The 22541-nt window shown below is 69.1% G+C and carries 27 protein-coding genes and 1 pseudogene; 12 read left to right on the forward strand and 16 right to left on the reverse strand.

Annotated elements, in window-relative coordinates; all coding sequences use genetic code 11:
• Window positions 1–285 precede the first annotated feature (285 nt).
• The gene (locus ACVCMI_RS12890) at window positions 286–738 is read left to right on the forward strand and encodes a hypothetical protein (RefSeq protein WP_447098556.1); all 453 of its coding nucleotides are present in this window, start codon (window positions 286–288) and stop codon (window positions 736–738) included.
• A 9-nt stretch (window positions 739–747) separates the two neighbouring features.
• Here ACVCMI_RS12890 and ACVCMI_RS12895 read toward each other — a convergent pair whose 3' ends face one another.
• Complete coding sequence (locus tag ACVCMI_RS12895) at window positions 748–2010, reverse strand: winged helix-turn-helix domain-containing protein (protein ID WP_447098555.1); 1263 nt, start codon at window positions 2008–2010, stop codon at window positions 748–750.
• A 151-nt stretch (window positions 2011–2161) separates the two neighbouring features.
• On the opposite strand from ACVCMI_RS12895, the gene ACVCMI_RS12900 reads away from it, so the two are divergent.
• Together ACVCMI_RS12900 and ACVCMI_RS12905 are read left to right on the forward strand one after the other, a co-directional pair.
• Window positions 2162–2512 carry a hypothetical protein gene (locus tag ACVCMI_RS12900; protein ID WP_447098554.1) on the forward strand — a complete coding sequence of 117 codons (351 nt, stop codon included), beginning with the start codon at window positions 2162–2164 and terminating at the stop codon, window positions 2510–2512.
• Window positions 2513–2618: 106 nt separating this feature from the next.
• Window positions 2619–3704, forward strand: coding sequence for a phospholipase A (locus ACVCMI_RS12905; protein WP_447098553.1), 1086 nt, complete (start codon window positions 2619–2621; stop codon window positions 3702–3704).
• A gap of 105 nt (window positions 3705–3809) precedes the next feature.
• Here ACVCMI_RS12905 and ACVCMI_RS12910 read toward each other — a convergent pair whose 3' ends face one another.
• From ACVCMI_RS12910 to pncB, 3 genes are all read right to left on the reverse strand, one after another.
• Window positions 3810–4292: an FKBP-type peptidyl-prolyl cis-trans isomerase gene (locus ACVCMI_RS12910; protein ID WP_395121410.1), complete on the reverse strand. Its 483-nt coding sequence runs from the start codon at window positions 4290–4292 to the stop codon at window positions 3810–3812.
• A gap of 162 nt (window positions 4293–4454) precedes the next feature.
• Entirely contained in the window at window positions 4455–4940 is a 486-nt protein-coding gene (locus ACVCMI_RS12915) for a glutathione peroxidase (protein ID WP_447098552.1), read from the reverse strand.
• Between the two features lie 229 nt (window positions 4941–5169).
• The gene (pncB, locus tag ACVCMI_RS12920) at window positions 5170–6354 is read right to left on the reverse strand and encodes a nicotinate phosphoribosyltransferase (protein WP_447098551.1); all 1185 of its coding nucleotides are present in this window, start codon (window positions 6352–6354) and stop codon (window positions 5170–5172) included.
• 323 nt (window positions 6355–6677) lie between these two features.
• Here pncB and ACVCMI_RS12925 point away from each other — a divergent pair, with 323 nt between their 5' ends.
• Complete coding sequence (locus ACVCMI_RS12925; RefSeq protein ID WP_447098550.1) at window positions 6678–7541, forward strand: c-type cytochrome; 864 nt, start codon at window positions 6678–6680, stop codon at window positions 7539–7541.
• A gap of 4 nt (window positions 7542–7545) precedes the next feature.
• Here ACVCMI_RS12925 and ACVCMI_RS12930 read toward each other — a convergent pair whose 3' ends face one another.
• The 5 genes and pseudogenes from ACVCMI_RS12930 to ACVCMI_RS12950 form a co-directional block, all read right to left on the reverse strand.
• Window positions 7546–8595: an aminopeptidase gene (locus ACVCMI_RS12930; RefSeq protein WP_447098549.1), complete on the reverse strand. Its 1050-nt coding sequence runs from the start codon at window positions 8593–8595 to the stop codon at window positions 7546–7548.
• Window positions 8596–8695: 100 nt separating this feature from the next.
• Window positions 8696–9100: a hypothetical protein gene (locus ACVCMI_RS12935; RefSeq protein ID WP_447098548.1), complete on the reverse strand. Its 405-nt coding sequence runs from the start codon at window positions 9098–9100 to the stop codon at window positions 8696–8698.
• A gap of 100 nt (window positions 9101–9200) precedes the next feature.
• A complete protein-coding gene (locus ACVCMI_RS12940) occupies window positions 9201–9413 on the reverse strand; it encodes a hypothetical protein (RefSeq protein WP_395119376.1) in 213 nt (70 codons plus the stop codon).
• 339 nt (window positions 9414–9752) lie between these two features.
• Window positions 9753–9956 (reverse strand): annotated as a pseudogene (locus tag ACVCMI_RS12945) (hypothetical protein); the annotation flags it as partial.
• 114 nt (window positions 9957–10070) lie between these two features.
• On the reverse strand, window positions 10071–10673 hold the full coding sequence (locus ACVCMI_RS12950) for a rhomboid family intramembrane serine protease (RefSeq protein ID WP_447098547.1): 603 nt from the start codon (window positions 10671–10673) through the stop codon (window positions 10071–10073).
• A 184-nt stretch (window positions 10674–10857) separates the two neighbouring features.
• Between ACVCMI_RS12950 and ACVCMI_RS12955 the strand changes: the two genes are divergently transcribed.
• On the forward strand, window positions 10858–11736 hold the full coding sequence (locus ACVCMI_RS12955) for a PhzF family phenazine biosynthesis protein (protein ID WP_447098546.1): 879 nt from the start codon (window positions 10858–10860) through the stop codon (window positions 11734–11736).
• Between the two features lie 108 nt (window positions 11737–11844).
• Window positions 11845–12654, forward strand: a complete 810-nt coding sequence (locus ACVCMI_RS12960) for a YiiX/YebB-like N1pC/P60 family cysteine hydrolase (RefSeq protein ID WP_447098545.1) — start codon at window positions 11845–11847, stop codon at window positions 12652–12654.
• A gap of 13 nt (window positions 12655–12667) precedes the next feature.
• Here the strand turns inward: ACVCMI_RS12960 and ACVCMI_RS12965 are convergent, their stop codons facing one another.
• From ACVCMI_RS12965 to ACVCMI_RS12975, 3 genes are all read right to left on the reverse strand, one after another.
• Window positions 12668–13051: a hypothetical protein gene (locus ACVCMI_RS12965; RefSeq protein WP_447098544.1), complete on the reverse strand. Its 384-nt coding sequence runs from the start codon at window positions 13049–13051 to the stop codon at window positions 12668–12670.
• Window positions 13048–13686, reverse strand: coding sequence for a peptidoglycan recognition protein family protein (locus ACVCMI_RS12970; RefSeq protein WP_447098543.1), 639 nt, complete (start codon window positions 13684–13686; stop codon window positions 13048–13050). The genes ACVCMI_RS12965 and ACVCMI_RS12970 overlap by 4 nt, the downstream gene beginning before the upstream one ends.
• A gap of 109 nt (window positions 13687–13795) precedes the next feature.
• The gene (locus ACVCMI_RS12975) at window positions 13796–14974 is read right to left on the reverse strand and encodes an NAD(P)/FAD-dependent oxidoreductase (RefSeq protein WP_447098542.1); all 1179 of its coding nucleotides are present in this window, start codon (window positions 14972–14974) and stop codon (window positions 13796–13798) included.
• A gap of 216 nt (window positions 14975–15190) precedes the next feature.
• On the opposite strand from ACVCMI_RS12975, the gene ACVCMI_RS12980 reads away from it, so the two are divergent.
• Window positions 15191–15673 carry a YajQ family cyclic di-GMP-binding protein gene (locus ACVCMI_RS12980; protein WP_447098541.1) on the forward strand — a complete coding sequence of 161 codons (483 nt, stop codon included), beginning with the start codon at window positions 15191–15193 and terminating at the stop codon, window positions 15671–15673.
• A 2-nt stretch (window positions 15674–15675) separates the two neighbouring features.
• On the opposite strand, the gene ACVCMI_RS12985 is transcribed toward ACVCMI_RS12980, so the two are convergent.
• The 3 genes from ACVCMI_RS12985 to ACVCMI_RS12995 all read right to left on the reverse strand — a co-directional run bounded on the left by ACVCMI_RS12985 (window position 15676) and on the right by ACVCMI_RS12995 (window position 17120).
• Window positions 15676–15801 (reverse strand): hypothetical protein, encoded by a 126-nt coding sequence (locus ACVCMI_RS12985; protein WP_447098540.1) that lies wholly within the window; start codon window positions 15799–15801, stop codon window positions 15676–15678.
• 61 nt (window positions 15802–15862) lie between these two features.
• Complete coding sequence (locus ACVCMI_RS12990) at window positions 15863–16516, reverse strand: NrsF family protein (RefSeq protein WP_447099443.1); 654 nt, start codon at window positions 16514–16516, stop codon at window positions 15863–15865.
• A 4-nt stretch (window positions 16517–16520) separates the two neighbouring features.
• Window positions 16521–17120 carry a sigma-70 family RNA polymerase sigma factor gene (locus ACVCMI_RS12995; RefSeq protein ID WP_447098539.1) on the reverse strand — a complete coding sequence of 200 codons (600 nt, stop codon included), beginning with the start codon at window positions 17118–17120 and terminating at the stop codon, window positions 16521–16523.
• 190 nt (window positions 17121–17310) lie between these two features.
• Here ACVCMI_RS12995 and ACVCMI_RS13000 point away from each other — a divergent pair, with 190 nt between their 5' ends.
• The 3 genes from ACVCMI_RS13000 to trxC all read left to right on the forward strand — a co-directional run bounded on the left by ACVCMI_RS13000 (window position 17311) and on the right by trxC (window position 20227).
• Window positions 17311–19032: a cytochrome c biogenesis protein DipZ gene (locus tag ACVCMI_RS13000; protein WP_447098538.1), complete on the forward strand. Its 1722-nt coding sequence runs from the start codon at window positions 17311–17313 to the stop codon at window positions 19030–19032.
• A 62-nt stretch (window positions 19033–19094) separates the two neighbouring features.
• Complete coding sequence (gene msrB, locus ACVCMI_RS13005; RefSeq protein WP_447098537.1) at window positions 19095–19697, forward strand: peptide-methionine (R)-S-oxide reductase MsrB; 603 nt, start codon at window positions 19095–19097, stop codon at window positions 19695–19697.
• An 86-nt stretch (window positions 19698–19783) separates the two neighbouring features.
• On the forward strand, window positions 19784–20227 hold the full coding sequence (trxC, locus tag ACVCMI_RS13010; RefSeq protein ID WP_447098536.1) for a thioredoxin TrxC: 444 nt from the start codon (window positions 19784–19786) through the stop codon (window positions 20225–20227).
• On the opposite strand, the gene ACVCMI_RS13015 is transcribed toward trxC, so the two are convergent.
• The gene (locus tag ACVCMI_RS13015; RefSeq protein ID WP_447098535.1) at window positions 20228–21127 is read right to left on the reverse strand and encodes a LysR substrate-binding domain-containing protein; all 900 of its coding nucleotides are present in this window, start codon (window positions 21125–21127) and stop codon (window positions 20228–20230) included.
• 88 nt (window positions 21128–21215) lie between these two features.
• Here ACVCMI_RS13015 and ACVCMI_RS13020 point away from each other — a divergent pair, with 88 nt between their 5' ends.
• The gene (locus ACVCMI_RS13020) at window positions 21216–21815 is read left to right on the forward strand and encodes a LysE family translocator (RefSeq protein WP_447098534.1); all 600 of its coding nucleotides are present in this window, start codon (window positions 21216–21218) and stop codon (window positions 21813–21815) included.
• A 26-nt stretch (window positions 21816–21841) separates the two neighbouring features.
• Entirely contained in the window at window positions 21842–22465 is a 624-nt protein-coding gene (locus ACVCMI_RS13025) for an NADPH-dependent FMN reductase (RefSeq protein WP_447098533.1), read from the forward strand.
• Window positions 22466–22541 lie beyond the last annotated feature (76 nt).

Genomic DNA, 22541 nt, shown 5'->3' on the forward strand with positions numbered 1-22541 from the left:
CAGTGGGCACTCACGCCGCCAAGCAGACGCAGCGATTCAAGCATAACGGATTTTTGGAAGAAAAGTGATTTGTCAAGCGGCTCGTCGTGACAGCCGTCCCGACAGCCGAAATCCGTTGCCGATCCGCGCCCCTGGCGGGCCGGGGCGGGCTCGCCGACAACCGACCCCTGCCGACCCCGGCGCGCGGGTTTCAGGTTTTCTTTACTTCACTTGCGGTTTAGTTGATTCGTTCGACCTTCCGCCAGACCGGGTGCCTGCGGCCTGCCCAATGCACAGGAGAGCATCATGACCACCCCGTTCCGCCTGGCCCTGGCCGCCGCGGTCGCCATCTTGCTTCTCGCCGGCTGCGCCAGCGACACCGAGACCCGCCCGGCGACGGTCACCTCATCCCGCGCCGCCACCACCCGTTCGACCGCTCCGCCGACGCCCGCCCAGCGCCCCAGCCACCACGCCACCGCGCCCAGCGATGCGAGCCTGCCGGAACAGACCGGCATACCCGCCTGCGACGACTACCTGTCCAGCTACCTCGCCTGCCACCGTGCGGCCGGCATCTTCTCGGCCGAACAGCTGCCACTGCGTTACGAGGCGATGCGCACCAACCTGCTGCGCGATTCGCAGAACCCGGATGTCCGTCCGCAACTGGGCGAGCGCTGCAACTCGCTGGCGCGCAGCCTGCGCGAGGCGCTGCATGGCAAGTCCTGCAGCCCCAACCCGGCTCCGGCGGGCAGCACGCCGTAGGCAGGGCGCCTAAGCCAGTCGACGCAGCTCGGTGCGCAGCGACCGGGCGAAGGCGGCCGGTCGCGAGCGGACCACCCGCACCTGCGGCGTGCCATGCCAGCGCGCGGTATCGAGGATGGCTTGTGCCAGTTCCGCCAGCAGGCGCGGCGCGATCGCCACACCGGGTTCGAGTTCGATCGACTTGACCTCGAACAGGCCATCGCCGCGATGCGCCTTGGCGTCGAGCCGCCCGACCAGCCGGCCGCGATGCAGGATCGGCAGCACGAAGTAGCCGTAGCGCCGTCGCGCGGCCGGGACGTAGCACTCCAGGCTGTAGTCGAAATCGAACATCGCGCGCAGCCGCGTGCGGTCCCACACCAGCGGATCGAACGGCGACAGCAGTGCCGTGCGCGTGGCGCGCAGCCGCCCGCCCAGCGCCCGTTCCAGCAGGTCGGCGTGATCGCGATGCACGTAGCCGGGAGTCGCCCAGCCCTGTACCGCCACGGCCAGCAGTTCGCCGCTGGCCAGCAGCGGCGCCAGTTCGGCAGCGCCAACGCGCGGCTTGAGCCGGTGGTAGTCGGCGATCCACGGGGCCGGCGCCACGCCCAGTGCGCGCACGCCGTCGAGGACGAAGCGGCGACGCAGCGCGGCGGCCGGGAGCGTGGCCACCCGCGGATCGGGCGGCGGGTCGAGTTGCGCCAGCACCCGTTCGCTCAAGTCGTACACGCGCTGGAAGCGATCGCGCCGCAGCACCATCAGTTCACCCAGGGCGAACCACGCCTCCAGCCAGCGCTTCTCCGGCTTCCACTCCCACCAGCCCGAGCTGGCCGCACCCTGCTCGCGGGCAAAATCCGCCGCGCGCACCGGGCCCTCGGCGCGAATCCGCTCGAGCAGGCCGTCCATCCCGCTGCGCTGTTCGCGATGCATGCGTGCGGCGTGTCGGTGCGCCCAGTGTCCACCGCGCTGGTCGCTCCACGCACGGTGCCACGGCAGATCGGCGGCGCTGACGAAGCAGGCCTCGTGCGCCCAGGTTTCGGCCAGCTTGCCTTCGGCCAGCGCCTCGTCCAGCCAGGCCATCGGGTAATCACCCAACCGCGCGTGCAGCACCAGGTACGGGCTGCGCGCCACCACGTGGATGGTGTCGATCTGCAACAAGCCCATGCGCTCGATGGCGGCCACCACGTCGGCGCGCCGGGCGCGTCGCCGGCTGGCCTGCAGCAAGCCCTGGGCCGCCAGTTGCAACAGGCGCGCCTGGGCAAGGCTGAGGGTGGGCGAAGCTGAAGCCCGGCTCAATGGCGTGTCGCCGTTGCCCGCATCGGCGGGCGATCTTGAGCGGACATATACACATCCCTTGCTAGGGTCCAGAGGAGTTCGGGTGCGGCGGCATGCGCGACCGGACCCCCGTGTTTTTTCGGACACTCATTCTGGCATGGAGGATTCCATCATGAACTTCAGCACTCCCCTGTACGGCTGCCTGTTGGCCGGCGGGTTGTTGTTCGCCGGCGCGAGCCTGGCGCAGGACACCCCTGCCCCGGCCGCTTCCGCCACCGCCACCGATACCGCCACGTTCAACACGCCGCAGGGTCAGGTCGTGGTCAAAAGCGCACCGGCTCCGGCGCCGACGATCGCCCCGGCGCCCTCGTTCCAGCAGTTGGCGGCGGGCGGCAAGGGCATCACCGAGGAACAGGCCTCGGCCTATCCTCCGTTGGCCAACGACTTCCTCAACGCGGACAGCAACAAGAATGGCAAGGTCAGCGAAGCGGAATACGCACGCTGGGTGAAGCAGCTGCATTGAACACGCGGACGCGATGCCCGTGAATCGTGCATTCACGGGCATCGGATAAACTTGCCGGCCTGAATCGACGGCCGGCATGGCGCTCGCCGCGCATCGGAAAGACATCATGAAACTCCCGCTCGTCGCAGCCTGCGCGGCATGGGCCTGCGTGGCTGCTGCCACGGCGCATGCACAGAATCCCGACCCGATGGACATCCGCGGCTGCACCGCGATCGAGAGCGATGCGCAGCGGCTGGCCTGCTACGACCAGGCCACCGGCCGGGTCAACCTGCCGGTGGCGCAGAAGCGCACGGTGCAGGCCGCCGGCGGCGAAGTGTTCGGCCACGACCATCCCGGGGCACCCGCGGCCGGCCCCGGCAACAGCGAGGTGGCCGTGCCGCTGTCGCTGCTTGACAGCCGCTGGGAGCTGGCGCCGGAAAGCAAACTGGGCACCTTCAACGTACGCGGCTACAAGCCGGTCTACGTGCTGCCCATCTTCGCCAGCAGCAACCAGAACAACCAACCGCACAGCCCCAACCCCGACAACGACGCCACTGGCAGCGAGCGGCTGGACAACATCGAGGCGAAGTTCCAGCTGAGCCTCAAGGCCAAGGTGTGGCAAGGCGTGTTCGGCGACGCCGGCGACCTGTGGGTGGGCTATACCCAGTCGTCGCGGTGGCAGGTCTACAACTCCACCCTGTCGCGCCCGTTTCGCGAGACGGACTACGAGCCCGAGGCGATGCTGATGTTCGACACCAGCTACCACGTGCTTGGCTGGGAGGGACGCCTGCTCGGCATCGGCTTCAACCACCAGTCCAACGGCCGCGGGCTGCCGTTGTCGCGCAGCTGGAACCGGCTGATCGCCAACGTCGGCTTCGAACGCGAAGGCTGGACGGTGATGATCCGCCCGTGGTGGCGCATTCCCGAATCGCGAAGCATCGACGACAACCCCGACATCAGCGATTACGTGGGGCGCGGCGAGGTGGAGATCGTGCACGAGTGGAACGGCCAGGAATTCGGTCTGACCTTGCGCGACTCGTTCCGCGGCGGCAGCCGCCAGCACGGATCGTTGCGCTTCGGCTGGAGCTTTCCGATCGCCGGCAACCTGCGCGGCTACGCCGAACTGTTCAAGGGCTACGGCGAGAGCCTGATCGACTACAACCACAACGCCACCTACCTCGGCGTGGGCGTGTCGTTGCTGGACTGGTATTGAACGCGCTGCCGCAACGCGTCGCCGGGCACGCGTAGGGCGGGCACCGCCCGCCAGCCGTCGACGACAAAGGCGGCCGTGCCCGCCCTGCGCATCATTCACAACCTCTCAGTGGTGATGGCCACCCGCACCGTGCACGTGGCCATGTGCCAGCTCTTCCTCGCTGGCCGCGCGCACGTCGGTCACCTCGATGGCGAAATGCAGGGTCTTGCCCGCCAGCGGATGGTTGCCGTCGATGAAGACCTTGTCGTCCTCGACGCGGGTGACGGTGACGTTGATCTCGCCCTGCGGACCGCGGCCCTGGAACTGCATGCCGGGCTGGATGTCCTCCACGCCCTGGAAGGCCGAGCGCGGCACTTCCTGCATCAGCTCGGGATGGTGCACGCCGTAACCCTCCTCGGGAACCACGTCGGCGGTGAACTTGTCGCCCGCCGAGCGGCCTTCCAGCTGCTTTTCCAGGCCCGGTACGATCTGGCCGCCGCCGTGCAGGTAGGTCAGCGGATCGCGACCGGCGGAGCTGTCGATGACCTGGTTCTGATCGTCGGTGAGGGTGTAGTGGAAGGCGGCAACGGAATCTCGGGCAATCTGCATCATCTGGCCTCGTTCGGGGGTCATGGGGGCCGACCACGGTCGGCAAAGGGACAAAGCCTATCAGACCGCGCGCGCATGGCCTGCGCAGGGGGCGTCCCGAGCGCCGCCGACCAGCTCAATGCAGGCCGTGGCGATCGCCGTGGACCGCGGTGACGGGATGGTTCACCCCTGCAAGCGGGCCCGCGTGTCGCGACCGATCTTCTGCGGCGTGTCGGTGGGCGCGTAGCGCTTGACCACCTGGCCGTCGCCATCGACCAGGAACTTGGTGAAGTTCCACTTGATCGCCTCGCTGCCGAGGATGCCCTTGGCCTGGCTTTTCAGCCATTGGTACAGCGGCGCGGCGTGCTCGCCGTTCACCTCGACCTTGGCGAACATCGGAAAGGTCACGTCGAAGCGGGTGCTGCAGAAATCCTTGATCTCGGCTTCGCTGCCCGGCTCCTGGTGGCCGAACTGGTCGCAGGGAAAGCCCAGCACCACCAGGCCCAGCTCGCGCTGTTCGCGCCACAAGGCTTCCAGGCCCTCGTATTGCGGAGTGAATCCGCACTGCGAGGCGACGTTGACCACCAGCAAGGTCTTGCCGCGCCACTCACCCAGCGATCGCGGCTTGCCGTCGATGTCGGTCACGGTGAAATCGTGGATGCTGGTCATGGCTTGCTCCGGAACTGTGGCGGGTGTCCGGCCAGCGTACGCCATCGAGATGGCTCGGGCATATCCATATGCGGCATGCTCCTTTGGCGCCGGCGGTGCGCGCGGCTACCGTCAAGGCGTTGCCGCCACGCCGGATTCGCCGTGCTCCACCTCGCCCTCGTGCTGCTGTCCCTGTTGCTGCTGGCCGGCGTGTTCAGCCGCGCGCCGGACGATCCGTGATCGGCGCCACTCACCCCTGGGTGGCGGGGATCTCGAACACCTGGCGCAGGTAGGCCACGTAGGCCGGGTCATCGCACATGTTCTTGCCGGGGGAATCGCTGAGCTTGGCCACCGGCTGGCCGTTGCAGCGGATCATCTTGATCACGATGTTGATCGGCGCCGGCCCCACGTCGTTGGTGAGGTTGGTGCCAACGCCGAAGGCGAGCTGGCAGCGGCCGCGGAAATGCGCGTAGAGCTGCATCACGCGCGGGATGTCCAGGCCGTCGCTGAACACCAGCACCTTGTTGCGCGGGTCGACGCGGTTGTCGCGGTAGTGCGCCAGCACCTTCTCGCCCCAGGCGAACGGATCGCCGGAATCGTGGCGGGTGCCGTCGAACAGCTTGCAGAAGTACATGTCGAAATCGCGCAGGAAGGCATCCAGCCCGTACACGTCGGACAGCGCGATGCCCAGATCGCCACGGTATTCGCGCGCCCACGCCTCCAGCGCCGCGACCTGCGAATCGCGCAGCCGCGGCCCCAGCGCCTGGTGTGCCTGCAGATACTCGTGCGCCAGCGTGCCCAGCGGGGTCAGGCCCAGTTCGCGTGCCAGCCACACGTTGCTGGTGCCGGCCAGCTGCGCGCCCAGTTCGTCGCGCAAGGTGGTGACCACCTCGTGCTGCCAGCGCCGCGAATACCGCCGGCGGGTGCCGTAATCGGCGATGCGGCACAGCGTGTAATCCGGCGCATCGCGCAGCATGGCGATCTTGTCGTGCAGGCGCCGGCGCCCTTCGGCCAGATCCAGCCCGGCGCTGGTGCGGCGGAAATATACCTCGTTGACGATCGCCAGCAGCGGCACCTCGAACATGATCGTGTGCAGCCACGGCCCGCGGATGCGGATCTCGATCTCGCCGGGCACGGCGGCCGAGGGCGCGATCTCCACGTACTTCTCGTTGAGCTGGAACAGGCCCAGGAAATCGACGAAATCGCTCTTGATGAAACGCCAGCTGCGCAGGTAATCCAGCTCGTCCGCGCGAAAACGCAGGCGGCACAGCGCGGCCAGTTCGGCGCGGATGTCGTCGACGCACGCGGCCAGGTCAATACCCGGCGTGCGGCACTTGAAGCGGTATTCCACCTCGGCCGCGGGATACTGGTGCAGCACCACCTGCATCATCGAGAACTTGTACAGGTCGGTGTCGAGCAGCGATTCGATGACCATCGGGCGCCCAGGGGAGGAAGAAGCGGCAGCACCGGCCATTATCCATGGTCGGCCATCGGCGCCGGGCAAAATAAAACCCCATCGGCCAGGGGAGGACCGATGGGGCTTGTCAGGCGGCCTCCAGGGGAGGTAAGGCCGGCCCCTCAGCAAGGCGATGGATTGCCCCGCTTCCTGTCGCCGTCACGGCGATACACGGGCTTAGTGTGTGCGCGACGACGTGAGTTCAACGTGCACGCCCGCCGCCGTTCAGCGCCGCGACAGGTGCGCCGGCCCGCCCGGCGCCAAAGCTGGCCCTACACTGGGCCCATTGCACGGAGAATCCCATGCGCGGAACCTCGATCGACGCCCCCCGGATGACGCGGATCACCGCCCTGCTTGCGATCGCGCTGATGCTTCTCGGCAGCAGTCGATTCGTGCGCGCCGCCGAACTCCGCATCGACCTGGGCCATGGTGCCACCCGCTGGAGCACCGCCACCCTGCTGGCGCGCCCGGATGCGCGCACCATCACCGTGCTCGGCGACGTGGCGTTCAAGCGCACCCGACACTACCGCGCCGTGCCGCTGACTGCCCTGCTGCCCGGCATCGTGGCCGGCGATCACCTGCAATTTGTCGCGAAGGACGGCTTTGTCGCCGAAATACCCGCCGCGCTGATCCTGAGCCGGCGCGGCAGCGTCGCCTGGCTGGCGATCGAGGAGCCGGCCCGGCCGTGGCCGGCGTTGCCTGGCGGACACGGCCGCGCCGGCCCGTTCTATGTCGTGTGGACGCAGCCGCGCGCGGCGGGCGTGGGACCGGAGCAATGGCCATATCAACTGGCCACGATCCGCCGCGCCGACAGCATGGCCGCGCGTTTTCCGGCCATGCTGCCGGACCCGCGAACGCCGGCGGACAGTGCCGTGCGGCGAGGGCTGGCGGTGTTCCAGCGCACCTGCTTCGCCTGCCATACACTCAACGGCGCCGGCGATGCCCGACTCGGGCCGGACCTCAACATTCCGCACAACCCCACCGAGTACCTGCGCGCCGACCTGCTGCGCGGGTACATCCGCGATCCGCAATCGCTGCGCCGCTGGCCGCAGGCGAAGATGCCGGGCTTCGACACGCGGGCGCTTTCCGACGCCGACCTCGATGATCTGCTGAGCTACCTGCGCCACATGGCGGGGAGAAAAACATTGCCGGGCGGCGGGCACTGAGTTTTCAGCGCGGCGCGGCCTGAGCCTCCGCACCGTGTGGCGGCGTCATCAGCGCTTCCAGCGCGCGATCGCGGCGCGGCTTCGGGTCGCGAGCCAAAGCGCGGACGTCGGCGTAGAACGCCGTCCAGTCCTGCCCCGAGCGCTGGAACAGCACGTCGAACGCCGGCACCCAGTGGTCGTACAAGCCGAACGGCAGCAGCCGGGCGTTGTTGATCGGCTGCGCCACCCACGCGTCGTAGCGATGGTCGCCGGGCCATCGGCGTTCGCGCCACTGCGCGTAGCGTTCGCGGAACGCGGCGATCGCGGCCTGCTTGCCGGCTTCCATTGCCTCGGCATCGACGCCGCTGGCGTACAACAGCTTCAGGCGCTCGCGCAGATCCAGCACGAGCCGGGTGAAGCCGTCGGCGATCGCGTCATCGTGGCCTTGCGCCGGCGGCAGGCCGCGCGAGGCGCGCCATTCGCGCAGGCCCTGGCGCTGCACGAAGCTGGCGAAGGATTCGTTGAACGCGCTGTCGCTTTTCACGTAGATCAGCTGGTGCGCCAACTCGTGGAAGATCGTGCCGGCCAGCTCGTCGTCGTCCCAGCGCAGCATGCTGGACAGCACCGGATCGGCAAACCAGCCCAGCGTCGAATACGCCGGCACGCCACCGATCCACACATCGTCGCCGCGGGCCTTCCAGCGCGCCGCATCTGCCTGCGCCGCCTGTTCGCTGAACCAGCCCCGGTAAGCCACGCAACCGGCGATCGGAAAGCACTGCGGCACCGCCTGCACCGAATGGCGCGGCGCAGCGAACACGTTCCACACCACGTAGTCGCGATCCAGCGGCACGTAGCCGGTGTAGCTGCGATTGTCAGGCAGGCCCAGCTCGCGCGAGGCGAACCGGCGCGCCTGCAGCGCCAGGCGCAGGCGCGCGGCCAGCTGCGGGTCGGTGTGCGGGTCGGCGAGCACGCGCTCGATCGGGCGTCGATGCACGATGAGTTCGGCTTGCCCGTGGGCGGCCTGCGCGTAGTAGCGCACGCTGGTGCAGGCGGACAGGGCAAGTCCCGCCACCATCAGGAGGGCAAACCGGAATATCGCGGCGGATACGCTTGACGGTCGCGAAGGCATCCGCCGATTGTGCCTGAACGCCCGGCGCTACCGGGCGCGGCGGGGGTCAATGGCGACGGTCGTCGCGGTCGCGCGAATGGCGTCCGCCGCGCTGCGAGTCACGATGTCCCGAGCGGCCATCGTCGCGGTAATGGCCGCGGTCGTTGTCGCGATGGCGGTAGTCGCGTCCGTAGTCGCGCCCGTGATAGCGTGGATAGCGCGAACCGCCGTACCAGTGCGAGCTGATGCCGACGGTCACCCCGGGTGCGTAGCAGCAACCGTAGTAGCCGCCGTAATAGGCCGGCCCGTAGTAGCTGTCGTAAGGCGAGGCGTAGTACGTCGTGCCGCTGCCGTAATACGCGTCGCCGGACGACCCGCCGCCACGCACGTAGGTATAGCCGGGGTCGTAATAGCAACCGGACAGCGCCGCCGCTGCCACCATCAATCCAACGCAAGCGAGCAGTCGTTTCATGGTTCACCTCCGCGGTGCTTGTCAAGCTCCACGCTGGACCATGCCGCTTGAACTCTGCCTGAGCGGACCCGGCGCCTGGCACCGGCCCGCCCGCGGAGATTCAACCCTTGCGCTTGCCCAGGTCGTCGCGCGGCGATGCCGTCACGGATGCATCGCCCGTGCCGGTCACCGGCGCGTGCATCTCCGTCACGTTGGGGGTCGGATGCGACGGGTTGGCGCCAGGCCACGACGGCTCGCGCTGGTCCCGCTCATGCTTGGCGTCAAGCAAGGCCTGGATATGCGCCACGGCCTCTTCCGGGCTGATGTGCGCCACCGGCCGGTCGGCCGGACGAGGGCGCGCGGGCGACGACTTGGGCGCAGGCCGGGTTGCGACCCGAGGTGCGGCTGGCCGCGTGGCCAACGGCTTCTTGGCCGCTGCCTTCCTCGCGGCAGGCTTCTTCGCGGACGCGGCCTTGCGTACGGCCGGCTTGCGCGATGCCGCGCTGGCGCTGGCGCGCGATTTCTTTGCTGCCGGCTTCGGCGCGGCCTTGCGGCCAGCGACCTTCTTTGTCTCTGGCCGCCGGGGCGTCGCCTTCTTCGCGCTGCGCGGGCCGGTCGTGCGCTTGGCGACGGCCTTCTTCGCGGCGGTTTTCTTCGCCGGGGACTTCCTGGCGGCTGCCTTCTTCACGGCGACCTTTTTCGCCGGAGCTTTCTTCGCAACTGATTTCTTCGCAACTGATTTCTTCGCAACTGATTTCTTCGCGACGGACTTCTTCGCGGCGGCTTTCTTCGCGACTGGCTTTTTCGCTGCGGACTTTTTCGCCGATGCTTTCCCTGCCGCGGACGTCTTCGCTGCCGACTTGCGGGTCATTGCCATGCGTTCGTTCTCCTGCGGTGAGCGGTGAGCAACGCGGCCAGTATGCGCGTATCGGCGCGCGACGGCATTACGCAGCGCAAGAAGCGTTCATCTGCGGGCCGACCGAACGCGCGCTCAGCCCGGGTGCATCAGCGCGTCGAGAAAGTGCGGCAGCACGCGATGATTGATCGCGATGGTGAACAGCACGCCATAGGCTGCGCCCCACAGGTGCGCGCTGTGGTTGACGTTGCCCTGCCCGCGCCGGTCCATGTAGATCGAATAGGCGGTGTACAGCACCGCGTAGACGATTGCCGGCATCGGGATCACCAGCACGATGATCTGCTGCCAGGGCGCGATCAGGATGTAGGCGAACAGCACCGCCGACACGGCGCCCGACGCACCCAGGCTGCGATAGTCCGGGTTGTTCCGGTTCTTCAGCCAGGTCGGCAGGATCGAGACCACCAGCCCGCCGATGTAGAACAGCGCGAACCCCAGCGTGCCGAGCACGCCGGTGTAGAACGGCTCCATCGCACGCCCGAAGAAGAACAGCGTGAACATGTTGAACAGCAGGTGGCCGAAATCCGCGTGCACCACGCCGTAGGTCACCAGCCGGTGGTACTCGCGCTGGCGGGTGATCGCCGGCGGCCACAGGATCAGGTCGTTCATCAGCCGCGCGTTCTTGAACGCCATGAACGAGACGATGCAGGTGATGGCAATGATGGCCAAGGTGATCGGCATGGACGGTTCCGCGACGCAAAAGTCGGCATCTTGGCGCCTTGCCCCGGGCTTGTCGACTCGCCCGGCGCCCCGGCGCACTTATGCCCGGCGCGGCGCGGCTTATGCGAAAGCGGCAGTGTCGCCGCCGTGGCTGCCCCTCTATCATCTGCCGTTTTGCACCGCGCCCCGCGGTCGGACGAAACACATGAGCCCGCTCCGTTACCTGCATCTGGACGTCTTTGCGGCCACCCTCGGCGGTGGCAACCACCTGGGCGTGGTGATCGGCGCGGACGGCTGGGACAGCGCGGCGATGCAGCGTTTCGCGCGCTGGACGGCGCTGGTGGAAACCACCTTCCTGCTACCGCCGACCGACCCCCGGGCGAGCTATCGGGTGCGCATCTTCACGCCGCACGAGGAGATCCCGTTTGCCGGCCACCCCAGCATCGGCAGCGCCCATGCGGCGCTGGAAGCAGGTCTGGCCACGCCGCGCGACGGACTGCTGTGGCAGGAGTGCGGCGCTGGCGTGTTGCCGATCCGGGTCGAAGGCAGCGGCGCCATGCGCGAACTGCTGCTGCGCTCGCCGGGCGAACGCGTGCTGGCGACCGGCCGCGACGCAAACCCGCTGCTGGCCGCAGCGCTGCACGGCGTGACCGATGGCGCGCTGCCGCCGGCGCTGGTCGACGGCGGCCGACGCTGGTGGCTGGCCGAGGTCGCCGACGAGGCCAGCCTGCGCGCATGGCAACCCGACCACGTGGCCATTCTTGCGCTGGCCCGCGCCAGCAGCAGCATGGGGCTGTGCGCCTTCGCACGCGTGGCATCGGATCAGCCGCGACTGGTGGTGCGCGCATTCCCCGCCGGCGTGGGCATCGTCGAAGACCCCGCCTCCGGCGCCGCCAACGGGTTGATCGCCGCCTGGATCGCACACGCCGAACCGCATGGCCCGCTGGCCCGCGGCTACCAGGTCAGCCAGGGCCGCGAGATCGGCCACGACGCGCAGCTGATGGTGCACATCGACAACGACGCGATCTGGGTCGGCGGGCGCAGCCACACCATCGTCGACGGCAGCCTGGCCTGGTCGGCGTGAGCTTCCAGTCTCTCGGTGCCGGTGAAAGCGGCTTTCTGCTCGGGCGCTGACACGCACGCGCCCACGGCTTAAGCTCGTCGCACCTGCGACCGCCGGGAGCGCACGATCGTGTTCCATCCCTTGCACAGGCTGGGCCGTGCCCTGGCCCGTTACCTCTCGAAGCCGCGCGTCGGCGGCATGCATTTCGGCACCTCGCGCCACGACATGCTGGAGGCATCGCTGCGGCCGGCCGACGTGCTGCTGGTCGACGGCAACAGCCGCATCGGCACCGCGATCAAGTACGTCACCCAGTCGAGCTGGTCGCACGCGGCGTTGTACGTGGGCGACACCCTGCGCGACCGCTACCCCGCGCTCGGTGCGCACGTGCTGATCGAAGCCGACGTGGTGGAAGGCGTGCGTGCGCTGCCGCTGCAGGCGTATCGCGGGGCGCACACGCGCATCTGCCGCCCGGTCGGGTTGCACGCCGGCGAGATCGAGCAGGTGATCGAACACGCCGCGCGTCGCCTCGGCCAGCGCTACGACATGCGCAACGTGATCGACCTGATGCGCTACCTGCTGCCGACGCCGCCGGTGCCCGGACGCTGGCGCCGGCGCCTGCTGGCGCTGGGCAGCGGCGAGCCGACCCGGGCGATCTGCTCGTCGCTGATCGCGGCGGCCTTCCACAGCGTGCGTTATCCGATCCTGCCGATGCTGGACCGCGACTACCGCCAGTTGCGCGGCACCCAGCGCGCGCGCCAGGAGATCCTGCACATCCGCAGCTCCAGCCTGTTCACGCCGCGCGACTTCGACATCTCGCCCTACTTCCGCATCATCAAGCCGATGATCGAGAGCGGTTTCGATCCGCACCACCTCCACTGGGCGACCCTGGCGCCCGGCGACCTGCAACCGTCGGCGGGATCGCTGCAGGCCCCGCGATGAATCGGCGCGCCGCTCAGCGCAGGTTCGGCAGCGCCGCGAGGCACGACTCGCGGCAAAGGTAGCGCTGGTTGGTTTCCCCGCCGTCGTACAGATAGGCTGCCCCGCCGGCGAAAATCTCCCAGTGGTAGAGCTGGCCCGCACGGCGCAGGGTGCCGCGGTAGCTGCACGGCATGATGATCGCCTCGGCGTCGAACGTGGCCGGGTCGACCACCTCGGCCAGCGTGAAATACCGCGCCACGTCCGCGCGACTGAGCGTCAACGCGCTGCAGATGTCGGCGTCGGCGCGCGTGGCATCGACCTGCCGCTGCAACGAAACAACCTCGATGCCGCCATTGCCGCGCACCGGCACACACGCAGCCAGCGCTGCGCTCAGCAGCACCAGGCCCAACGCCTTCACGGCTTGCCCCCAGCGGTCAGCGCCTGCAGCAACTGGGCGCCCTCGGTGACCTCCTTGCGGGCGATCGCGCCGTGCGCGTAGACGTCGCCCAACAGGTTCAGGCCGAACAGGCCGACCAGAATATCCACCAGGTACTTGAGCGACTTCAGTTGTTCCGGCGTCGGCGCCTCGAACGCCTTCTGCGCGGGCTGGAACGTGCCCACCACCTCGATCCCCAGCGAGTCCTGGTTGGAGGGATAGCGCGAGGGATACGGCTTGCCCAGTTCATGTCGCGAAAGGTTCTTCGCGCGGGTACCGAAGCCCACGCCTTTCGCGTGCATGAGCGAGGCAATCGTCTTCAGTTCCTGCGGATCGCAGCCGTGTTCGACCTGGCAGCGCGCCTGCAGCACACCGACGTGCCAGCACACCTGATCGACGCGTGCGGTCTGGCAGATCTTGCCGGCCTTGTCGATCAAGAAGTGCGCGCCGGTCTGCTTGCCGCCCGCGTACGCTTCGAGCGTGCTGGTGGCGGTGGAGGAATCGGTACGATGCAGCACGATCGCGTGGACGGCATCCAGGCTGCCATGCTCGATCGACGCATACAGCTTGACCTCGATCGCCGGGTCGACCAGCTTGCCCTTGTCCAGCGTTGCCATCGGCCGCCCTCCCCTGGAGATGCGCCGCCGCCCGATGGCGGGCGCGGCGCGTTGGAAATTCCGTCGCACGATGCTGCAGCCCCCGGCCGGAGGCGTCAAGCAACCGGCATCAGGCCGCCGCGCCCGCCGCCTGCCCCGACGCCCACGCCCACTGGAAGTTGTAGCCGCCGAGCCAGCCGGTGACGTCGACCACCTCGCCGATGAAGTAGAGGCCGGGCACGAGTTTCGATTGCATCGTGCTGGAGGAGAGGCCATCGGTGTCGACGCCGCCGAGAGTGACTTCGGCGGTGCGGTAGCCTTCCGTGCCGCTGGCGGTGATCGGCCACGCGGCGAGCTGCACGCCGATCTGCGTCAGTTCGGTCTCGCGGTACTGGCGCATCGGGCGGTTGCCGAGCCATTGCTCGCACAACCGCTGCGCGAGGCGCTTCGGCAACACCTCGCCGAGCACGGTCTTCAGTTCGGCCAGCGGCCGCGCCGTGCGTTGGTCGACCAGCCAGGCGCCGACGTCGAGGTCCGGCAGCAAGTCGAGGCGCAAGTCGTCGCCGGGCTGCCAGTACGAGGAGATCTGCAGGATCGCCGGGCCGCTGATGCCGCGATGGGTGAACAGCAATCCGGCGCGAAAACCCTGCCTGCCCACGCGGGCCTCCACCCTCGGCAACGCCACACCGGCCAGATCCGCGTAATGCTCCTGGTGCTTGCCGCTCAGCGTCAGCGGCACCAGGCCGGCGCGCGTGGGCAGCACGGCGTGGCCGAACTGGCGCGCCAGTTCGTAACCGAAACCGCTGGCGCCCATGCTGGGAATCGACAGGCCGCCCGAGGCGACCACCAGCGACTCGGCATGCACCTCGCCGCGCGCGGTGTGCACGCTGAAGCCCTCCGGCGTCCTGCGCACGCGTTGCACGGCGCAGTTCGCCTCCACCGTGACGCCGGCCGCGGCGCACTCGTCCAGCAGCATGCGCACAATCTGCTTCGAGGAGTCGTCGCAGAACAACTGGCCCAGCTCCTTCTCGTGCCAGGCAATGCGATGCTTCTCGACCAGCGCGATGAAGTCCCTCGGCGTGTAGCGCGCCAGCGCGGACTTGGCGAAATGCGGGTTGGCCGAGAGGTAATTCGCCGGCGTCGTGCCCAGGTTGGTGAAGTTGCAGCGGCCGCCGCCGGACATCAGGATTTTCTTGCCGACCTTGTTGGCGTGATCGACCACCAGCACGCGCCGGCCGCGCTGGCCGGCGGTGATCGCGCACATCAGGCCGGCGGCGCCGGCGCCGATGATCAACACGTCGGTTTTCAAGAACTCACCATGGTCACGCCATCAAGCTCGTTGTTCGTCATCCCGGCGCGGCGCCTTTCAACGACCGAAGGGTCGGTCAAGCCGGGACCCGGTGACTGTGTCCGTTGAAAGGCGCCGGATTCCGGCTTGCGCCGGAATGACGGAAGTGAGGGTTGCGCCATTATCGCCCAGCGCCATCGCTTACACTTTGCCTCCTGTTCCCAGCGAGCCGCCGCCATGCCTTCCTTCGACGTGATCTCCGAAGTCGACAAGCACGAACTGACCAATGCCGTCGACCAGGCCAACCGCGAACTCGGCACGCGCTTCGACTTCAAGGGCGTGGACGCGAAGTACGTGCTGGACGATGGCGTGATCGCCCAGAGCGCCCCCAGCGAATTCCAGCTGCAGCAGATGCTGGACATCCTGCGCGCCCGCCTGATCGCGCGGAAGATCGACGTGCGCGCGCTGGACGTCGGCGACCCGGAAACCAACCTGGGCGGCTCGCGCCAGAAGATCACCGTCAAGCAGGGCATCGAGCAGCCGGTGGCGAAGAAACTGGTGGCCGAGCTGAAGGCGGCCAAGCTCAAGGTCGAGGCGCAGATCAACGGCGACAAGCTGCGCGTCAGCGGCAAGAAGCGCGACGACCTGCAGGCGGCGATGGCGGTGTTGCGCAAGTCCGAGGTCGAGCTGCCGCTGCAGTTCGACAACTTCCGCGACTGAGTTCAGGCCCGCGACAGCAGCCGCCCGCCCATCGCCGCATTGACGGCCACCACCACGGCCACCGCCAGCGCATGCGTCAACAGAGCGTAGGGCGGGCAATGCCCGCCGCTCTTGTCGCGATGTCGCAAGGCCAAAAGCCGGCGGACGGTGCCCGCCCTACGCGGCGCGTGCGACGCTTCTGCCGAATCCCTACGCTTTCGACAACAACCGCCCGCCCATGGCGGCGTTGACGGCCACCACCGCGGCGACGGCCAGCGCGTGCGTCAGCAGGTCGGTGGCAGCGGAGTCGAACGCATGGCAGATCTCCAGCAGGCTGGCCGAGGCGGCGGCGCTGGCCAGGCCGATCAGCACCGCGGTGAGCACCGGCCGCAGCGGGCAGGCGCGGCGCAACAGCACGATCAGCAGCGCGGACAGCGGGATCGAGAAGGCGATGATGAAGACCAGGCAATCGGCGGACTGATGTACCCCGGCCACTTCCGTGCCCGGCGCGACCCAGTTGCGCAGGCAGCCGAGACCACTGGCGCCAATCCACAGCAGAGCCCCGGGCACCGGCAACCAGGCCCAGGCGCCATGCCGCCCCGGCACGCCCAGCGCGAACGCCGCCCAGGCCGCGCCCACCGCCGTAAGCACCGCGCCGATGCCGGCCCAGGCCAGGTCCGGCGTGGCGGCCCATCGCCGCAGCATCGGGCTGGCGCCGTAATGCAGCAGCAGCCCGACCGCCAGCGCCGCCACCAGCGACAGCCAGCCGGCGGTGCGCAGCCATGGCGGCAGCAGTCGCCGCACTGGCACCAGCTCGGTACCCAGGCGGTCGATCAGCGCCTCATGGACTCGCGGGTCGGACATCACGTCAGGGTTCTCCATGGAAACGCCCGCGCAGCGCCTTCAGCGCGCGATGCAGGTTCACTTTCAGTGCGCCGGTGTTGCGCCCGGTCAGCTCGGCCGCCTCGCTGAGGGAGCGCTCGTGCAGGCCGAGTTGTTCCACGGCCTCGCGCTGGCCCGGCGGCAGCCCGGCGATCGCCTCGCGCAGGCGCTGCGCGCGCTGCTCGCTCTCGGTAGCGGCGCTGGCGTCGTCGCGGTCCGGGTGATTGTCCAGCGCAAATTCATCGTGCAGTTCGCGGCTGTCGCGGCGGCCGCGGCTGCGCAGGGAGTCGATCGCGCGGCGGCCGGCGATCGCACCGAGCCAGGCGTCGTAGGAGCGGGCAGGATCGTAGGTGTGGCGCACTCGATGCACGGTGAGCAGGGTTTCCTGCACCACGTCGTCGAGCTGGTCCTGCGCCACGCCCTGGCGTCGCGCGACGGCGCGGATCAGGGCCACCGAATCGGCCAGCAGCTTTTCGTAGGCGCGCCGGTCGCCGGCCTGCGCAGCGGCCATCCACGCCGATCGGCGCTGGTCGGGCGATTCGCTGGCGGCGGCGGATTCGGCTGGCACGGTCCGGACGAGACTCATCCCGCGGAGAAGTCCACTATCTAGACCCATGAAGGCGGTGGCGGTCAAGGCTTGCACCATGTTCGCTCCACGACGGAACGCTCCACCGAAGTCTTCGCTGCATCTGGCGCCGACGTTACCTCGTATCCGCATGTAACCCCGGCGGAGGCGGCGGCGAATCATCAGGCAACCACCCACGGATGAAAACTCCATGCTCGTGTTGATCCTCGCCTACCTCGGCGGCGTCCTGACCATCCTCAGCCCGTGCATCCTGCCGGTGCTGCCGTTCGTGTTCGCCCGCTCCGACCGGCCGTTCATGCGCAACGGTTTCCCGATGTTGCTTGGCATGGCGATCACCTTCGCCGTCGTCGCCACGTTGGCGGCCCTCGGCGGCGGCTGGGCGGTGCACGCGAACCAGTACGGCCGCTGGGTGGCGATGGCGGTGCTGGCCTTGCTCGGCCTGACCCTGCTGTCGACCCACCTGGCCGAATGGATCACCCGCCCGTTCGTGGCGCTGGGCAACCGGCTGTCGCAGCGCTCGGCCGGCGATGGCGACTCGGTCTGGGGCGCGGCCGGTCTCGGCGTCGCCACCGGCCTGCTGTGGGCGCCGTGCGCGGGGCCGATCCTCGGCCTGCTGCTGACCGGCGCGGCGCTGAACGGCGCCAGCGTGCAGACCACCCTGCTGCTGCTCACCTATGCCGCCGGTGCGGCCACCTCGCTTGGCCTGGCGCTGCTGATCGGCGGCAAGGTGTTCGCACTGATGAAGCGCTCGCTGGGCGTCGGCGAGTGGGTACGTCGGGCGCTCGGCGTGCTGGTGCTGTGCGGCGTGGCCGCGATCGCGCTGGGCCTGGACACCGGCCTGCTCACCCGCGTCTCGCTGGCCAGCACCAGCGGCATCGAACAGAAGCTGATCGACGCCGTGCGCCCGGCACCGGCGCCGCAACCACAGCTCAAGGCCGGCGACCCGCTGCCGGTGGAAGGCACGTTCCCGTCGCTGGCCGGCGCCACACAGTGGCTCAACAGCCCGCCGCTGACCACCGCATCGCTGCGCGGCAAGGTGGTGCTGGTCGATTTCTGGACCTACTCCTGCATCAACTGCATCCGCTCGCTGCCGTACGTGCGCGGCTGGGCCGACAAGTACAAGGATCACGGCCTGGTGGTGATCGGCGTCCACGCACCGGAGTTCGCCTTCGAAAAGAACCCGGCCAACGTGGCCAAGGCGGTGAAGGATCTCGGCGTCGACTACCCGGTGGCGTTGGACAACGATTACGCGATTTGGCAAGGCTTCAACAACCAATACTGGCCGGCGCACTACTTCATCGACGCGCGGGGACAGATCCGCCACCACCACTTCGGCGAAGGCGAATATCGGCAAAGCGAGGACGTGATCCGCCAGCTGCTGGCCGAGGCCGGCCAGAAGAACCTGCCCGGCGGCTACGTGCGCGACGACCATCGCGGCGTCGAAGCCGCCGCGTCGAACGATCCCACCCGTTCGCCCGAGACCTACGTCGGCTACGCCCGCGCCAGGAATTTCGTCGGCGGCCGCGTGGCCCGCGACGAGGCGCACGATTACCGCGCGCCGGCGGCGCTGGCCGCCAACCAGTGGTCGCTGGACGGGCGCTGGACAGTGCACGACGAGGACGCGCAGCTGGAACAGGCCGGTGGCGCCATCATGTATCGCTTCCGCGGGCGCGACCTGCACCTGGTGCTCGGCCCGGCGGCCGATGGCAAGCCGATCCGCTTCCGCGTCACCATCGACGGCAAACCGCCCGGCGCCGACCACGGCATGGATACCGACGCCGACGGCAACGGCACCGTCACCGGCCAGCGCCTGTACCAGCTCGTACGCCAGGCCAACGGCAGCGGCGAGCGGCTGTTCGAGATCACCTTCCTCGACCCCGGCGTGCGGGCGTACGCCTTCACTTTCGGCTGAGCAGGATCGCGAATGCCTTTGCCTCTGCAAATCCCGAATCCCCAATCCCGACGGAGGAAGCCATGTCACGTCTCGATGAAACCCTCGCGATGGATCGCCGCCGCTTCCTGCGCGCCGCGCTCGGCGGCGGTGCGTTGCTGGCCGTGGGCGGCGGCTGGCTGGTACCGCGCCTGCACGCGGCGGCGAACACGCCGGTGGGCCAGCCCGGCAACGTGCTGCTGGAAATCTTTGACGATACCGGCCGCGATCTCGGCGCGCACGAGGTACCAAAGCTGGTGCTGAGCGACGCGCAGTGGCGGCAGAGGCTGTCGCCGGCGTCGTACGAAATCATGCGTCACGCAGGTACCGAGCGTGCATTCAGCGGCGAGCATGAACGCCCCGCCGTGCCCGGTCTGTTCCGCTGCCTCGCCTGCGGCACGGCGCTGTACGACGCAGCCACCGAGTTCGACTCCGGCACCGGCTGGCCCAGCTTCTGGCAGCCGATCGCGCGGCGCAATCTGGTCGAGTCGACCGACCACCTGTTCGGCATGACCCGCACGGCGATCAGCTGCAAGGGCTGCGACAGCCACCTCGGCCACGTCTTCAATGACGGCCCGCGCCCGACCGGCCTGCGCTATTGCATGAACTCGGTGGCGTTGCGCTTCGTGCCGCGCCGGATGGCCTGAACCGCCGGCCGCACCCGGCTTGGATTCCGCCGCGGCTGCCGCCATCTGCAGTGCAGGGTATCGCCTGCCCGTCGCCGGAGTCTGCCGTGAGTACCGCACTGACCATCCCCTGCCCGCATTGCAGCGCACTCAACCGCGTGCCCGCCGAGCGTGTCGCCGAACACCCGAACTGCGGCCGCTGCAAGCAGGGCTTGTTCGAAGGGCATCCGGCGGAACTCACGACCGTGAACTTCGACGCGATCGCCGGACGCGGCGACTTGCCGGTGCTGGTGGATTTCTGGGCGCCGTGGTGCGGGCCCTGCGTCGGTTTCGCGCCGGTGTTCGTGCAGGCTGCCAGCAAGCTCGAGCCGCGACTGCGGCTGGCCAAGCTGGACACCGAGGCGCAGCCGCAGATCGCCACGCGCTTCAACATCCGCAGCATCCCCACCCTGATCATGTTCAGGCAGGGCCGCGAGATCGCGCGGCAGTCCGGCGCGCTGAACGCGGCGCAGTTGCAGCAGTTCGTCGAAGGCGCGCTGGCGCGCGGCTGATCAGCGCGCGGCCGTACCTGCCGCCTGCCAGCGCAGCCAGTCGATCACCGCCGCCACAGCCGCGCGGGGCTTCGCCGGCGGGCGCACGATCCAGTACGAGGTGCCCAACGGCACGTCGAGTCGGCCGAACGGGCGCACCAGGCTGCCGTTCGCCACGTCGTCCGCCGCCAGCCGATGGCGCGCCAAGGCCACACCCTGCCCCTGCATCGCCGCCCGCAGCACCAGGTCCGACGAGGTGTAGCGCGCGCCGCGCTGCAACGCGAGCTTTGCCGGTCCGTGTGCACCGCGCCACGCTTCCCATGACGCCTGCGGATCGCGGTCGTGCAGCAAGCGCAGGCCGGCCAGATGCGCCGGCTCCGAGGGACGTCCGGACGCCTGCCACAGTGCCGGGCTCATCACCGGATACAGCGCATCGTCCAGCAACGCCTCGGCATGCAGTTCCGGCCAGGGCCCCGTGCCCATGCGGATGGCCAGATCGATGCGGCCGTCGTCCAGCGCATCGAGGCGTTGCTCCACCTGCACCGACAGCTCGATCTTCGGATGCGCCTTTTCCAGCGCGGGCAGGCGTGGCAGCAGCCAGCGGATCGCGAACGAGGGCGAGGTGGACAGCGTCACCGCGTGCGCCGGCCGGGTCTCGCGCAAGGCCGCGACCGCCTGCTCGATCGCGCGCAGGCCGGCCAGCGTGGCACGCCCCAGCGCCTCGCCCTGCGGGGTGAACACCAGCGCACCGCGCCCGGCCGACGCGCGCAGCAGCGGCACGCCGAGCCAGTGATCCAGCTCGGCGAGGTGCCGGCTCACCGAGGAGTGCGCCATGCCAAGTTCCCGCGCAGCGGCACGCACGCCGCCATGAGCATGGACCATGGCGAAGGCGCGCAGGGCATTCAGCGGCAAGTCTTCCATGGTCGCAATTCTAGACCATTGAAGTCACCGCACCGACCAGCAAAGCGGACCAGCCTGTACTGCATTCGACCATTGCCTGGATGGAAGCATGAACGTGGATGCATGGCTTGCCGCCGCCGCGCTGCTCGGCGTGGCGGCAATCAGCCCCGGCCCGAACAATCTCGTGGTGCTGCAGGCCGCGGGGCAGGCGGGCCTGCGCGGCGCGCTGCCGGCGATCGCCGGCATCGTGACCGGTGGGCTGTTGCTGCTGGCGCTCATGGCGCTGGGCGCGGGCGCGGCATTCGCCACCTGGCCGCCGCTGCGCCACGGTGCCGTCGTGGTCGGCGCGCTGTACCTGGCATGGCTCGGCCTGTCGCTGTGCTTCGCCGGCGTGGCGTCCGCGCCGCCCACGGGGTCGGCGCGCCTGCCGACGGGAACGCTGGGCCTGGTCGGCTTTCAGTTCCTCAACCCGAAAAGCTGGGTGCTCGTGCTGACCGTGCTGGCGGCGCTCCCCGCCGCCGGCCTGCGCGACTACCTGACGCTGGCCGGCCTGTTCGTGCTGATTCCCGCCACGTGCCTGCTGCTGTGGGCGCTGCTCGGCGCCTGGCTGGCCTGCTGGCTGGCGCATCCGGCGGTGCGCCGCGGCGTCGACATCGCGATGGGTGCGCTGCTGATGGCCTGCGCCGTGCTGCTCCTGATCGAGCCCTGACTTCTCTCCCTGCCCGAGGTTTCGCCATGACCGTTTTCCATACCGTCCCCATCCGCCGCGTGCTTGCCCTGGCCGGCAGCCTGCGCCGCGCCTCCTGGAACCGCAGCCTGCTCCACGCCGCAGCGCTCCAGGCGCCGGCCGGCATGCAGTTGGACGTCTACGACGACCTGGCCACCGTGCCGCTGTTCGACGAAGACCTCGAGCAGCGCGAACCCGCAGGGCCGGCCGGCGTGAAGGCGCTGCGCGCCGCCATCGCCGCCGCGGACGGCGTGGTCATTGCCACGCCCGAGTACAACCAGGCACTGCCGGGCGTGTTGAAGAACGCGCTGGACTGGCTCTCGCGCGAAAGCCCCGCCGGCGACGTGCTCGCCGGCAAGCCCGTGGCCGTGCTCGGCGCCAGTTCCGGTCCGTGGGGTACCCGGCTGGCGCAGGCTTCGCTGCGTCAGGTGCTGCACACCTGCGGTGCACTGGTGATGCCGGGCCCCAGCCTGTTCGTGGCCCGCGCCGCCGATCGCTTCGACGCCCGGGGTTGGCTGACCGACCCGTCTACGCTGCAGTCGCTGCGGTCCCTCCTGCTCGGCTTCGAAGGGTGGATGGAGCGCCTGGCGCTGCCGGCCATGCAGGATGCGCCGCTGGCCGTGCCGGGCTGAGCTGGCACGGGCCACCCATGCCTTTCAGCACACTCGGCACGTGCGCCACGCGTTTAGGCTTCGGTCTTTACGCCCA

This window comes from Rhodanobacter sp. UC4448_H15 (assembly GCF_052978265.1).

Excerpts from the sequence above, each read along its gene's own strand:
- ACVCMI_RS12890 (WP_447098556.1), top strand. The coding sequence starts at position 286 with ATGACCACCCCGTTCCGCCTGGCCCTGGCCGCCGCGGTCGCCATCTTG.
- ACVCMI_RS12900 (WP_447098554.1), top strand. The coding sequence starts at position 2,162 with ATGAACTTCAGCACTCCCCTGTACGGCTGCCTGTTGGCCGGCGGGTTG.
- ACVCMI_RS12905 (WP_447098553.1), top strand. The coding sequence starts at position 2,619 with ATGAAACTCCCGCTCGTCGCAGCCTGCGCGGCATGGGCCTGCGTGGCT.
- ACVCMI_RS12910 (WP_395121410.1), bottom strand. The coding sequence starts at position 4,292 with ATGCAGATTGCCCGAGATTCCGTTGCCGCCTTCCACTACACCCTCACC.
- ACVCMI_RS12915 (WP_447098552.1), bottom strand. The coding sequence starts at position 4,940 with ATGACCAGCATCCACGATTTCACCGTGACCGACATCGACGGCAAGCCG.
- pncB (WP_447098551.1), bottom strand. The coding sequence starts at position 6,354 with ATGGTCATCGAATCGCTGCTCGACACCGACCTGTACAAGTTCTCGATG.
- ACVCMI_RS12925 (WP_447098550.1), top strand. The coding sequence starts at position 6,678 with ATGCGCGGAACCTCGATCGACGCCCCCCGGATGACGCGGATCACCGCC.
- ACVCMI_RS12930 (WP_447098549.1), bottom strand. The coding sequence starts at position 8,595 with ATGGTGGCGGGACTTGCCCTGTCCGCCTGCACCAGCGTGCGCTACTAC.
- ACVCMI_RS12935 (WP_447098548.1), bottom strand. The coding sequence starts at position 9,100 with ATGAAACGACTGCTCGCTTGCGTTGGATTGATGGTGGCAGCGGCGGCG.
- ACVCMI_RS12950 (WP_447098547.1), bottom strand. The coding sequence starts at position 10,673 with ATGCCGATCACCTTGGCCATCATTGCCATCACCTGCATCGTCTCGTTC.
- ACVCMI_RS12955 (WP_447098546.1), top strand. The coding sequence starts at position 10,858 with ATGAGCCCGCTCCGTTACCTGCATCTGGACGTCTTTGCGGCCACCCTC.
- ACVCMI_RS12970 (WP_447098543.1), bottom strand. The coding sequence starts at position 13,686 with ATGGCAACGCTGGACAAGGGCAAGCTGGTCGACCCGGCGATCGAGGTC.
- ACVCMI_RS12980 (WP_447098541.1), top strand. The coding sequence starts at position 15,191 with ATGCCTTCCTTCGACGTGATCTCCGAAGTCGACAAGCACGAACTGACC.
- ACVCMI_RS12990 (WP_447099443.1), bottom strand. The coding sequence starts at position 16,516 with ATGTCCGACCCGCGAGTCCATGAGGCGCTGATCGACCGCCTGGGTACC.
- ACVCMI_RS12995 (WP_447098539.1), bottom strand. The coding sequence starts at position 17,120 with ATGAGTCTCGTCCGGACCGTGCCAGCCGAATCCGCCGCCGCCAGCGAA.
- ACVCMI_RS13000 (WP_447098538.1), top strand. The coding sequence starts at position 17,311 with ATGCTCGTGTTGATCCTCGCCTACCTCGGCGGCGTCCTGACCATCCTC.
- msrB (WP_447098537.1), top strand. The coding sequence starts at position 19,095 with ATGTCACGTCTCGATGAAACCCTCGCGATGGATCGCCGCCGCTTCCTG.
- ACVCMI_RS13015 (WP_447098535.1), bottom strand. The coding sequence starts at position 21,127 with ATGGAAGACTTGCCGCTGAATGCCCTGCGCGCCTTCGCCATGGTCCAT.
- ACVCMI_RS13020 (WP_447098534.1), top strand. The coding sequence starts at position 21,216 with ATGAACGTGGATGCATGGCTTGCCGCCGCCGCGCTGCTCGGCGTGGCG.
- ACVCMI_RS13025 (WP_447098533.1), top strand. The coding sequence starts at position 21,842 with ATGACCGTTTTCCATACCGTCCCCATCCGCCGCGTGCTTGCCCTGGCC.